General features: G+C 60.5%; 9 protein-coding genes and 1 tRNA gene. All 10 read left to right on the top strand.

The window, feature by feature from the left end; genetic code table 11:
* Nucleotides 1-148: 148 nt before the first annotated feature.
* The 10 genes from ACESWY_RS05585 (at nt 149) to ACESWY_RS05540 (ending at nt 12,307) form a co-directional block, all read left to right on the top strand.
* A tRNA-Arg gene (locus ACESWY_RS05585) sits at nt 149-225 on the top strand.
* Nucleotides 226-301: 76 nt separating this feature from the next.
* Nucleotides 302-3,019, top strand: coding sequence for an HAD-IC family P-type ATPase (locus ACESWY_RS05580; RefSeq protein ID WP_373093222.1), 2,718 nt, complete (start codon nt 302-304; stop codon nt 3,017-3,019).
* A gap of 103 nt (nt 3,020-3,122) precedes the next feature.
* Nucleotides 3,123-4,271, top strand: a complete 1,149-nt coding sequence (locus tag ACESWY_RS05575) for a zinc ribbon domain-containing protein (RefSeq protein ID WP_373093221.1) — start codon at nt 3,123-3,125, stop codon at nt 4,269-4,271.
* Between the two features lie 101 nt (nt 4,272-4,372).
* The gene (locus ACESWY_RS05570) at nt 4,373-4,915 is read left to right on the top strand and encodes a peptidylprolyl isomerase (protein WP_006236059.1); all 543 of its coding nucleotides are present in this window, start codon (nt 4,373-4,375) and stop codon (nt 4,913-4,915) included.
* Nucleotides 4,916-4,926: 11 nt separating this feature from the next.
* A complete protein-coding gene (locus tag ACESWY_RS05565; protein WP_373093220.1) occupies nt 4,927-6,231 on the top strand; it encodes a tetratricopeptide repeat protein in 1,305 nt (434 codons plus the stop codon).
* A gap of 127 nt (nt 6,232-6,358) precedes the next feature.
* Nucleotides 6,359-7,390, top strand: a complete 1,032-nt coding sequence (locus tag ACESWY_RS05560; protein WP_006236061.1) for a rod shape-determining protein — start codon at nt 6,359-6,361, stop codon at nt 7,388-7,390.
* 78 nt (nt 7,391-7,468) lie between these two features.
* Entirely contained in the window at nt 7,469-8,410 is a 942-nt protein-coding gene (gene mreC, locus ACESWY_RS05555; protein WP_082421788.1) for a rod shape-determining protein MreC, read from the top strand.
* Nucleotides 8,411-8,421: 11 nt separating this feature from the next.
* The gene (locus ACESWY_RS05550; protein WP_022094761.1) at nt 8,422-8,988 is read left to right on the top strand and encodes a rod shape-determining protein MreD; all 567 of its coding nucleotides are present in this window, start codon (nt 8,422-8,424) and stop codon (nt 8,986-8,988) included.
* Between the two features lie 13 nt (nt 8,989-9,001).
* The gene (gene mrdA / locus ACESWY_RS05545) at nt 9,002-11,071 is read left to right on the top strand and encodes a penicillin-binding protein 2 (RefSeq protein ID WP_138374980.1); all 2,070 of its coding nucleotides are present in this window, start codon (nt 9,002-9,004) and stop codon (nt 11,069-11,071) included.
* 9 nt (nt 11,072-11,080) lie between these two features.
* On the top strand, nt 11,081-12,307 hold the full coding sequence (locus ACESWY_RS05540) for an FtsW/RodA/SpoVE family cell cycle protein (RefSeq protein ID WP_022094759.1): 1,227 nt from the start codon (nt 11,081-11,083) through the stop codon (nt 12,305-12,307).
* The last annotated feature ends 18 nt before the right edge of the window (nt 12,308-12,325 follow it).

The raw sequence follows: 12,325 nt of genomic DNA, 5'->3' as shown, positions 1-12,325 counted from the left end.
GTGTATATATGGTGCATGAGAGTTTATACTATCTGATTCGCTTTTGCCTTCTAAAGTGAGCCGTTGCGCCGCGTCTTCCTCGGAATTGCAAAGCTTTTTCTTTTATTTTGATAGCCCGTGGTGCACTTGGGTATAATGCCAACTGTTGGCCCTATTAGCTCAGGGGATTAGAGCGTCTGCCTCCGGAGCAGAAGGCCGTTGGTTCGAATCCAACATGGGGCACCATCGAACGTAAGACCGTCCGAACCTCGCATGGTCCGGGCGGTTTTTCTTATACCGACGCGACGTGATGGGACGTGGTATGGCAGCAACGGATATCGAGCGCGGACTCTCGACCGCCGAGGTCGAGGAGCGCATCGCCGCCGGTAAGATCAACCGCAATATGGAGCTCAAGACCAAGTCGGTCAAAGAGCTCATCATCGAGAACCTCTGCACGCTGTTCAATTTGATCAACGTGATTTTGGCGTTCCTAGTCATTTTGACCGGTTCGTTTAAGAATCTGACGTTCCTGTTCGTAGTGTTCCTCAATACTGCTATTGGCGTCATCCAGTCCATGCGTTCCAAGAAGATGGTCGATAAGCTCACGCTGCTGACCTCCAAGAAGGCCATTGCGGTGCGCGACGGCGCCGAGGTGGAGCTCGACCTGGACCAGATCGTGCTCGACGATATCATCCGCCTGGGGCGCGGCGACCAGATTCCCGCTGACGCCGTGGTGGTTTCGGGCGAGGCGCTCGTGAACGAGAGCCTGCTGACGGGTGAGAGCGACCTCATTAAGAAACAGCCCGGTTCCGAGCTCATGAGCGGCAGCTTTATCGACTCGGGCCTGCTGCGCGCCCGCGTGATCCATGTCGGCGCCGACAACTACGTGGCCAAAATTAATAACGAGGCGAAGTACGTCAAAAAGGTCAATTCCGAGATCATGAACGCGCTTAACGCCATCGTGCGCTTTGCGAGCATCATCATGATCCCGCTCGGTTTGGCGTTGTTTGCCTCGAGCGTGAGCGAGCTGTGGGATGCCGCGGGAACCCCAGGCAATAGCGCGCTTTCGTGGTGCTTCTCCGAGCTGTTGGCTGGTCATGTGCCTTCGTCGGCGCTGCTGTCCACGGTGGGCGCCCTGCTGGGCATGATCCCGCAAGGCCTGGTGCTGCTGACCTCGTCGGTGCTCGCCATTGCCACGGTGCGCCTGGCCCGCCGCAAGGTACTCGCGCAGCAGCTCTACTGCATTGAGACGCTCGCGCGCGTCGACGTGCTGTGCCTGGACAAGACGGGCACCATCACGTCGGGCCGCATGGAGGTCGAGGGTACCTATCCGCTGCCGGTCGAGGGTATGGGTGCGGGGGAGGGCGACGCCGCCGTTCCCGTCGATACCACGGTGCTCGATTTTGCGCTGGCTAACGTCGCACGTGCGACCTCGGCCGATGCCAACGAGACCTGTCAGGCGCTGCTCAACTATTACGCCGACCGTCCGGTCGAGGTGTCCGAGCCGCTGTCGGTCATTCCGTTCTCGTCTTCCAAAAAGTGGAGCGGCGCGTCGTTTGCACAGGGCTCATATGTGATGGGTGCGGCGCAGTTTGTGCTCTCTGATCGTGCGTTTGCCCAGGTCGAGAACCGTGTCGCCGAGCTTGCCGATACCTGCCGCGTGCTCGTGGTGGCGCGCGTTGACGGCTTTACGCCCGATGGCGATATGGTGGGCGAGGCCGAGCCCGTGGGCTTTGTGACCATACGCGACGAGATCCGTACCTCGGCGGCCGAGACCATCGGCTACTTTAACGAGCAGGGCGTGACTCTCAACGTGATCAGTGGCGACGACCCGCGTACGGTGTCGTCGATCGCGCGCGTGGTGGGCGTGCCGGGGGCGGACGCTTATGTGGACGCCACGACGCTCGATACGCCGGCCAAGCTCGATGCCGCAGTGGACCGCTACCATGTCTTTGGTCGTGTGACCCCGCAGCAGAAGCGCGAGCTCGTGCAGGCGCTCAAGCGCCGCGAGCACACCGTGGCCATGACAGGCGACGGCGTCAACGACGTGCTGGCGCTCAAGGAGGCCGACTGCTCCGTGGCCATGGCGGCCGGCTCCGATGCCGCGCGTAACGTGGCCGAGATCGTGCTCGTCGACAACGACTTTGCCTCGATGCCCGCCGTGGTGGCCGAGGGCCGTCGCTCCATCAACAACCTGCAGCGTTCGGCTTCGCTGTTCCTGACTAAGACGCTGTTCTCGATGGGCCTGGCGGCGCTGTGCATCGCACTGCCGCCGTACCCTTTCGAGCCGATTCAGATGACGCTCATCAACTTCTTCTGCATTGGCGCGCCGGGCTTTGTGTTGGGCCTGGAGCCCAACAATGCTCGCGTGAAGGGGTCGTTCCTGACGAACGTGCTCAAGCGGGCACTGCCGGCGTCGCTTGCGGTCATTTTGGCCGCGGCGCTCGATATCTTTGTGGCGCGCGTGTTTGGCTTTAGCCAGCTCACGCTGTCTACGATGTGCCTACTTACGTCGTGCGCGGCGAGTGTCAGCCTGATCTGGCGTATCTCGCAGCCCCTCACGCCCTTACGTGTGGCGCTCTTTGTGTTTGTAGTTGCCGGCATCCTGACGGGCGTTATCGGATTCCCGAAGCTGCTGTCTATTGCCAACCTGTCGATGGGTCAGATGGTTATCTTGGCTGTCATCGTGGTCATCACCTGCTCGGTGTTCTTTAAGCTCGCCACGATGATGGATTCGCTCAAGCCGCGTCGTCGTCATGCCGCAACTGGTTTTGGCCGCGGTGTGCGCGTCCGCTTGGGTCGCGGTGGCGGCAAGGTGAGCTCGACGGGTTCGACGGCCGAGCGTTTTGCCAAGCGCGTCGCCGCCGACATGGCGCAGCGCCGCGAAGCTCGCACCGTTCGTGAGGCCGAGGCCCGCGCACTCGAGGGCGTGGCCCAGGCCCAGCCCAAGAAAAAGAAGAGTACCGGAGTCAAGCGCTCCCGCGTAACCAAGTCCGCCCAAGGCATCAAAGTCTCGATGCCGAGCAAAAAGAAGAAGTAACTACGCGCCCTGGCGATGTTGAATTGGTGCCTTGCTCCTGTGGGGCCTTGGCGATGTTATGCTCTAACCTCGATTGTTTGAATTGCTTCGAAAAGAGGATGCCGTGATCTGTCCGCATTGCCTTAAGACCATCGAGGACGGCGCCTCGTTCTGCCCCTACTGCAACGCCTATGTGGGTCCGGGCGATGGTCCCGAGCACACCGAGTTCGTGTTCTGCGAGGGCTGCGGTGCCCGTCTTTCTCCGCATGATCGTACGTGCCCCAAATGCGGACGCCCCGCTCCGGGTATCCTCTCCGAGGACGCGGCCGCATCCGACCTGGCAGCGGGCCGCACGGCGGGCTTTCCGCGCCTAACGCAAGAGCAGATCGATACCGAGGTGCCGCATGCGCCGGCCTCTGCCGCTGCGGTGCTTTCGGACGCCGCCGACCCCAATGAGACCTGCGTGCTGCCGGCTTTCGATAAGGATTTCGGTATCCCCAAGGTCGATATTCCCATGCCCGTTTCCCTGCATGACGATGCTCAAAAACCCAAGCGCAAGGTGCACCCCGACGAGGACGCCTATCACAAGCACAAGCGTCATATTCCCAAGCCGCTTATCGTAATCGCGGTCCTTGCCGTCGTTTGCGGCGGTGCCTATTGGTTCGTGACGACCGATCCCATGGGTGTTATGCCCGGCTTCTACGACCAGTTTGGCCAAGCTGCACAGACCACCTTCCCCACGCGCCAAAAGGGCGAGGCCACTGAGGACGATACCAAGCAGGACGATTCTGCGGAGGTGGTCCAGGAAGAAACCGTGCTCACCGATGATCAGCTCTATACCAGGCTCGACGGTCTGTATCAGACCATCGTGTCCTACGCTGACGAGGACCAGATCGGCGAGGTCATCGATTCCTTTAACAACGGCTATCTCCGAACGCCGCTGTCCACCCGCCAGGAGCTGTCGCAGAGTGCCTACGCCCTGCGCGACCAGATCAAAAAGACGCAAGATGAGCTTAACAACCTTAAGTATCAGGACGATACGGTCTATGCGGACGACATCGCCCACTTAAAGCAGCTTGCCGAGTGGATGTACGAGCGTGTCGACGTGATCTGCCAGAGCTGGGATATCTCGCTGGCCATTCCCGATGGCGAGTCGATGAGTTCCCACCAAAGCGAGATCCTGGCGCCCATCGCACAGGGCGGCAACAGCGCGCTGAACCAGTACGACGCCAATGTGGGCTCCTGGAAGCCGCAGCAGCGTTCCCAAAATTAGTTCGCCATAGTCGGCATAACCTACGTGCGCAATTGATGTAAGCGCATGCTTATTGCTACAATTCGTACAAATATGCTTTAAACGCACGAGGAAGGAACCACATGTTTGGTTTTAAGAAAGAGCTCTACACGCCCGAGTATCAGCTTGCCGGCGACGAGTGCGCCGTTATCGAGACGTCGAAGGGTACCATCAAGGTCAAGTTTGACGGCGAGGGCGCTCCCATTCATGTCGCGAACTTCTGCGAGCTTTCCACGATGGGCTTCTATGATGGCCTTAAGTTCCATCGCTATGTGCCCGGTTTTGTCATCCAGGGCGGCGACCCCAATACCCGCGATATGTCCGGCGCCGACGTCGCCGCTGGTCTTGAGGGCCCCGACGGCATGCCCGGTACCGGTGGCCCCGGCTACTGCATCAAGGGCGAGTTTGCCACCAATCCGCGCAACAGCCATGTCGATGGTGCCCTTGCCATGGCACGCTCCATGGACCCCGATTCCGCGGGTTCGCAGTTCTACTTCTGCCTGGGCGCCCAGCATAACCTCGATTCCGGTTACACCGTCTTTGGTACCACGGTCGAGGGTCTCGATGTGATTTCGCAGCTGCGTGCCGGCGACGAGATCGTCCATGTCGAGATCGTTCACGAGTAAAGGGGACTTCCTTGAATAGCCAGCTGATCCAACAGGGCCGCGCCGCTTACCGCGCGGGTGATTTTTCCGCTGCAGCCCAGATGCTTGGGGCGGCAAAGACTCCCGATGAGATTATGGGCGAGGCCGATCACCTTCGTGGCAACGCCTTGATGCACCTGGGCATGTATGCCGAGGCCGCCGAGGCTTATGCTGCCGCCCTCAACGACGGCACCTACGGCAAGCGCGGCGCGCTGCTCACCAACCGCGGCAAGGCGCTCGCCGCCGTGGGCGACTACACGACGGCCGCCCAGGCGTTCTCTGGTGCTACGCAGGATGCTTCCTATGCCACGCCGTTCAAGGCCTATCTGGGCCTGGGCAATGCGCTGTTCCAGTCGGGCGATTATGCCAACGCGGGTACTGCCTTCCGTCAGGCTGCCATCGACGGCGCCAATCCGGCTCCTGCCGCCGCACTGGGCGAGCTTGGTCGTTGCTTCATTAAGCTCGGCCGTCCGGCGGATGCCGTGGAGACCTACCGCACGGCTATCGACTTTGCCGGCCCCCGCGACGACACGCGTGCGCTCAACGCCGGCATGGGTCAGGCACTTTCTGCCGCCGGCCGCCCCTCCGACGCACTCGACGCCTTTAACGCCGCTACTGCCGATGGCATCTACCAGCTCACCTCCGAGCAGGCCGATGAGCTTGTCCGCGTGCACGATTCGCTTGCCGCGCTGTCTGCCCAGACGGCTATGGCCACGGCTCCGGCGCCCGCGATGGACGCTCCTGCCGTCGATCCGCTCGATCCTACGGGCGCGACCGGTCAGTTTATGCCCGATCCCTCGGACACCGGCTTCTTTACGCTGTCCGAGTCCGAGATGGTCCAGCAGGACCGTCAGGATCGTAAGCAGGCCAAGGTCCGTCGTCGCCATCGCCACACGGGTCTCAAAGTCTTCATCGTGCTGCTTCTGCTCATCTTGATTGCTGCGGGCGGTCTGGGCTTTGCCTACACGCGCGGCTTTGGCTTCCCCTCGCAGGAGTCGGTTATCACCGATCTGTTCCAGGCTGCCGGCGACGGTGACACCGCAAAGGCCGAGTCTTGCCTGGCCTCGAGCCTGTCCGAGGACGCCAAGTCGATGATCATCTCCTCGATTCCGCAGGGCGCCACCGTGTCCGTCGAGGGCATGGATCAGTCCATGACCGAGACGACCGCCAAGGTTAAGGCATCGCTGTCCAAGGGCGGCGAGCAGGAGTACACCGTCAAATTCGTGCGCTCTGACAACCATATCGGCTGGGCCGTTTCCTCGCTCGATATGGATTTCTCGGCTGCTGACAACCAGTAGTGACCTTATGGGATTTAGCTTTGCCCGGCGCTTCACCGCAAGTGAGGTGCCGGGCTTGCGCTAGTATCATGAACTAGTAGTTTTCCAGCAATCATCCAACACATCAGGAGTTGCGTTGTTTTCTTTGATGGATATGTTCTTCGGTAGCTATGCGGGCGATCTTGCCATCGACCTCGGCACCGCAAATACGCTTGTCTCCGTGCGCGGCAAGGGCATCGTCATCCGCGAGCCCTCTGTTGTCGCCATCGACAAGAACGACGAGCGCATCCTGGCGGTCGGTATCGAGGCAAAGCGCATGCTCGGCCGTACGCCCGGCAACATCGTGGCCGTTCGTCCCCTGAAGGACGGCGTCATCGCCGACTTCGATGTTACCGAGGCCATGCTTCGCTACTTTATCGACAAGGCTTCCGAGAAGCGCTATCCGTGGACCCCGCGTCCGCGCGTTGTCGTCTGCGTTCCCTCCGGCGTCACGTCGGTCGAGAAGCGAGCTGTCTTTGAGGCCACGATCCAGGCCGGTGCCCGCCAGGCCTACCTGATCGAGGAGCCCATGGCCGCCGCTATCGGCGCCGACCTGCCCGTCGAGGAACCCACCGGCTCCATGGTCATCGACATCGGCGGCGGTACCACCGAGGTCGCCGTTATCGCCATGGGCGGCATTGTCGTCTCGCAGTCCATCCGTATTGCCGGCGACGAGTTCGATCAGGCCATCCTCACGCACGTTCGCGATGCCTACAACCTGGCCATCGGCGAGCGTACGGCAGAGGACATCAAGATCAAGGTCGGTTCCGCCGTGCCGCTCAAGGACGAGCTCGACGTCGAGGTCAACGGCCGCGACGTGATCACCGGTCTGCCCAAGACCGTGCGCATCGAGAGCGAGGAGATTCGTCGCGCGCTCAACAAGCCGCTCGACGAGATGGCCAAGGCCGTCAAGGACGCCCTCGATGCCACGCCTCCCGATCTCGCCTCGGACCTTATGTACTACGGCATTTTGCTGACTGGTGGCGGCGCGCTGCTGCGCGGTCTCGACGTGCGCCTGCGCGATGAGACCGGTGTTTCGGTCAACGTCAGCCCCACGGCGCTCGATAACGTCGTTAACGGCTGTGCCCGCGTGCTCGAGGCCAATGCGTTTGATGGCGGCTTCGTCCAGACCAATGCTTAATTTCCAAAAGGTGGATTCCATTTGGCACGATCTTCGGGTTTCTCCACAAATCTGAATACCAAGCGACAATCAACGGGTATGCGCCCGTTGATTGTTTTCAGCCTGATTTCGGTGTTGCTGCTCACGTTTTACATCCGCGAGGGCGAGGCAGGGCCGATTCATGCCGTGCGTTCGGGCGTAACGACGATTACCTCTCCGGTGCGCTTTGTGGGCTCGGCTGTGGCGGCTCCCTTCAATGCGATTGGCAACGTGTTCTCTAACCTAACGGCGTCGCAGGACACGCTCGACGAGCTCAAGAAGCAAAATGAGGAGCTGACCTCTAAGGTCGCCGAGCTTTCTGAGGCTCAAAAGACTGCCGAGCGCCTGGAGGGCCTGGTCGGGCTGCAATCGACCTACAACCTCAAATCGACCGCAGCTCGTATCGTTGGTGCCTCCGGCGATGCCTGGACCTCGACCGTTACCATCGACAAGGGCTCTGCCGACGGCCTTACCATCAACATGCCCGTGACGAGTTCTGCCGGTGTTATCGGCCAGATTATCGAGGTATCGGCCAAGACCTCTACCGTGCGCCTGATTGGCGACGAGAACTCGGGCGTGTCCGCCATGGTGCAGGACACGCGCGCCCAGGGTATGCTGCAGGGTCAGGCTGACGGCACGCTGCGTCTTGAGTACGTGAGCGTCGACTCCGATGTTAAGGTTGGCGATATCATCGTGACCTCTGGCATCGGTGGCGTGTTCCCCAAGGGCCTTCCGCTTGGCACCGTCTCGTCGGTTGAGAAATCGGCAAACGACGTGTACTACACCATTGTGGTGCGCGCTCAGACCACGGCCGAGAACAACGAGGAAGTGCTGGTCATCACCTCGCTGACCGACGAACAGTCGGCCTCGGATGAGGACGTGAGCACGGCCAACAGCACGCCGCAGGGAACGTCGCGCGATGCTGCGACCAAGACGAAGGACGAGAGCTCGGATGACAGTTCCGACACGTCCGAGACGACCGATTCTGGCTCGAGCGAATAGGGGGCATGTCCATGGATCTACACGAGCAGGGGATGAGCTCCCGCACGTTTGTAATCGCCGCCATTGTGTGTGTGCTGCTGCAGGCAGGCCTGGCACCGCAGATCTCCATTGCGGGAGGTCGCGTCAACTTCATGATTATCCTGGTGTGCCTAAGCGTGTTCTCGGGCGACCCGACCCGTGCCGTCGTGTGCGGTTTTTGCAGCGGCTTGTTTTATGACCTGTCCGCTGCCGTGCCGGTGGGCGTTATGTCGCTCCTGCTGACCGTGGGTTCTTTTGCCCTGGTGCACAGCGCCGTCGGTCAGACGGGCGGTACCCCGAGTGCGCGCGGCGTCACCGTGGGCGCCTTTGCGCTCGTCATTAATGTGATCTACAGCATCATCTTGCTGTTTATGGGTTTGGAGACGAGCTTTGTCGTGGCGATCTTCGGCCATGCGCTGCCGTCCTCGATCCTGACGGGTCTGGTTGCCATTCCGTTTTTGATGTCCGGCGTCGTGCCGCAGTCCGGCTATGGATTCTCCGCACGTGGCGGACGCCAGACGGGTATGCGCTTTAAGCCCAAGACCCGCAAGCTCAAATAGGGGAGGCCCGTAGATGTCTTCCCAGATGACGGTTATTATCGCCGGTATCGTGCTGGTTGTGGCCATCGTGGTCGCGCTGGTCATCATGCGTCGAGGCGATTCCCGTTTTACCTACGATACACAGCATGGAACGGCCCCGCGCGCCACCGAGGGCGAGGGCAATACCGCGGCGACCGCCTTTAAGGGCCGCTTTTCCATCCTCACCACGGGTGTGGGCGCGATGTTTGCGGCACTTGCCGTCAAGCTGTGGGGCATGCAGATGGTCTCGTCGGACTATTACGAGAAGCAGGCCAATAGTAATCAGACTCGCACCGTTACCACACCCGCTGTGCGCGGCCGCATCCTCGACCGCAATGGCGTGGCGCTTGTCCAGAACCGTCCCTCACTTGCTGTCGTGGCCTACCGCGACCTTGCCGAGGATGAGGTTCTGGTTCGCCATCTTGCCAACGTGCTTGGAATGCCTTATGTGGCGGTCCTTCGCAATATTCAGGACAATACAGAGGGCGCTCAGAGCCTGCATACCATCGCGACGGACGTCCGTCGCTCCACGGTTGCCTATATCAAGGAACACGCCGGCGAGTTCCCGGGCGTCAAGATTGCCGAGCGTACCGAGCGCCAGTATCCATACGGCGAGACGGCATGCCATATCTTGGGCTATACCGGCACCATTACCTCCGAGCAGCTCGAGGCCCAGAATAAGAAAACCTCTGGCGATGATGATGCTTCTGCTGGCAAGATTACGTACCAGTCGGGCGATATCGTGGGCCAGGCGGGCGTTGAGAGCTACTACGAAAACCTGCTGCAGGGTATTCGTGGCGAGCAGACCGTCAAGGTCGATGCCTCGGGCAATGTGACCGGTCAGGCCGGCGCCGTGCCCGCGAAGGCCGGCTCCGACATTAAGCTCACGCTCGACCTTAAGATCCAACAGGCCTGTGAGACGGCGCTGGCGAGCGCTATCGAGCTTGCCAAGACCACTGGCTACAGCAATGCCGGCAACGGCGCTGTGGTGTGTCTCGATCCCAACAATGGCGAGATCCTGGGCATGGCGAGCCAGCCCAAGTTCGATCCGTCCGTCTTTATCGGCGGCGTCTCAAATGACGTGTGGACCGAGCTCAATGATGACAAGGGTTCGCACCCGCTGCTCAACCGCGCCATTAGCGGACAGTACATGTCGGCCTCGACCATCAAGCCGCTCTCGGCACTGGCCGGTCTTGAGTTTGGAACCTACACTTCAACGCAGACAACCAACTGCACGGGTTATTGGACGGGTCTGGGCAAGGCTTGGGGCAAGCGCTGCTGGCTGACGTCTGGCCACGGCACCATGACGCTGCAGTCGGGTATCGCCAACTCGTGCGACCCCGTCTTCTACGACATGGGTAAGGCGTTCTTTTATGACGAGCAACATCCCGAGGGCCTGCAGGAGGTCTTTCGTCGCTGGGGCCTAGGCAAGACCTGCGGTATCGATCTGCCGAGTGAGGGCGCGGGTCGTATTCCCGATGCCGAGTGGAAAGAGTCATACTTCACCGACGCCTCTGCCGAGGACCGCAAGTGGAATGCCGGCGATATGACCAACATTGCTATCGGCCAGGGCGACATCCTGGTGACGCCCCTGCAGATGGCGTGCGCCTATATGGGTCTTGCCAACGGCGGCAAACAGTACGTGCCTCACGTATTTTTGTCTGCCGTGTCGCGCGATGGCGACGGCGATGCCTATAAGTACAATGGCAAGGGCAAGAAGAAGCGCCTGGAGGCCAAGATCAACAGCGATTCGGATTTGGCTCTTGTTCGCAACGGCATGCACGACGTGATTTACACGGCATCGACGTCCCTGGCGGCGCACTTTGGCACCCTGACGCCGCAGGTATACGGCAAGTCGGGCACGGGCGAGAAAAGTGGCGAGGACGAATACGCGTGGTTCTGCGCCTATGCACCGGCCGATGATCCCAAGTATGTCATCGCTACCGTCCTGGAGCAGGGCGGCGGTGGCTCAGATACCGCGATGCATGTCGTGCGCGACGTGCTCGGCGTGATTTATGACGAGCCCGATACCTCTTCGGCCTCGGGCGATTCTTCGGTTCGATAGGAGGTTGCGATGGATTTTTCTCCGGCGGATCTGTTCCGTTCAACCAAGACCGGCTCTCGCAGCAGCCTGGACCGCGTCAACAAGCAACTTTCGGCCTCGCGCGGCACGTTTCGCCAAAAGGTGCATATCGGTGTGCTCGTGGCTACTGTGGCGCTCGTCGCCTACGGTGCCATCATTATCTGGTCGGCTTCGCAGTTTAAGGCCGATGCTTCGTTCTCGCGCCATTTGCTGGGAATTGGCATCGGAGCGGTGCTGGCGGTGCTCGTCTGGCGAACCGACCTGCGCGGTATTTCCAATTTCTCGACGGCGTTGCTCGTCATCGACCTGATCGTGATCTTCTCGCCCAAGATTCCGGGTCTGTCCTATACGGGCGGTCTGGGCATGACGGGCTGGATCAAGATTCCCGGTATCGGCTTGACGTTCCAGCCGGTTGAGCTTGCCAAGCTCATCACCATCTTCTTTATTGCTACGCTTGGCTCGCAGTATAACGGTCGCATCGATACCGTTCGCGACTACGTCAAGCTCTGCGGCATGCTGTCCATTCCGTTTTTGGCCGTCGTTGCCATGGGTGACCTGGGCTCGGGCCTGGTCGTGCTGGTTTCGGGCGCCATCGTCATCTGCATGAGCGGTGCACGCCGCGAATGGGTGCTGTCGACCCTGGCCCTGCTCGTGGGCCTGGTGGCCCTCGTCCTGGCGCTTGATTCGGTCTTTGATTCGTTGCTCGGCCACGATGTGCTCATCAAGCAGTATCAGATGAACCGTCTGACGGTCTTTATCGACCCCGATAATGCCGATTCGGACGATGCCTACAACCTGCAGCAGTCGCTTATCGCCGTTGGCTCGGGCGGCTTCTTTGGTAAGGGCCTGGGGCATGCGACGCAGTCGGCCGGCGGCTTTCTGCCTGAGTTCCACACCGACTTCGTCTTCGCCTTCCTGTCCGAGACCTTTGGCTTTTGCGGTTCCTTTTTGCTCCTGTGCCTCTACGTGCTGCTGATCTTTTCGACGATTCGCGTCGCCTTTAAGTGCGAGTCGCTGTTTTTGCGTCTTTCGTGTGTGGGCATCGTTGGCATGTGGGCGTTCCAGACTTTCGAAAACATCGGCATGTGCATCGGCATGATGCCGATTACCGGTATTCCGCTACCGTTTATTAGCTTCGGTTCGTCTTCGATGATGATTCAGCTGCTGACGGTGGGTATCGTACAATCCATATGGCGGCATCGTTCGGGCGCCGCGTAACCGCTGGAGGGGTTTGCT

The sequence above is a fragment of the Collinsella aerofaciens ATCC 25986 genome (genome assembly GCF_964237925.1).
GTDB classification, from domain to species: domain Bacteria; phylum Actinomycetota; class Coriobacteriia; order Coriobacteriales; family Coriobacteriaceae; genus Collinsella; species Collinsella aerofaciens_BJ.
The sequence above is the reverse complement of the archived record's forward strand: the minus strand, read 5'-3'. Positions and strand labels throughout refer to the sequence as shown.

Bases quoted from the DNA above. Each gene is read 5' to 3' on its own strand.
- ACESWY_RS05580 (WP_373093222.1), top strand. From the start codon at position 302: ATGGCAGCAACGGATATCGAGCGCGGACTCTCGACCGCCGAGGTCGAG.
- ACESWY_RS05570 (WP_006236059.1), top strand. From the start codon at position 4,373: ATGTTTGGTTTTAAGAAAGAGCTCTACACGCCCGAGTATCAGCTTGCC.
- ACESWY_RS05560 (WP_006236061.1), top strand. From the start codon at position 6,359: ATGGATATGTTCTTCGGTAGCTATGCGGGCGATCTTGCCATCGACCTC.
- mreC (WP_082421788.1), top strand. From the start codon at position 7,469: ATGCGCCCGTTGATTGTTTTCAGCCTGATTTCGGTGTTGCTGCTCACG.
- ACESWY_RS05550 (WP_022094761.1), top strand. From the start codon at position 8,422: ATGGATCTACACGAGCAGGGGATGAGCTCCCGCACGTTTGTAATCGCC.
- mrdA (WP_138374980.1), top strand. From the start codon at position 9,002: ATGTCTTCCCAGATGACGGTTATTATCGCCGGTATCGTGCTGGTTGTG.
- ACESWY_RS05540 (WP_022094759.1), top strand. From the start codon at position 11,081: ATGGATTTTTCTCCGGCGGATCTGTTCCGTTCAACCAAGACCGGCTCT.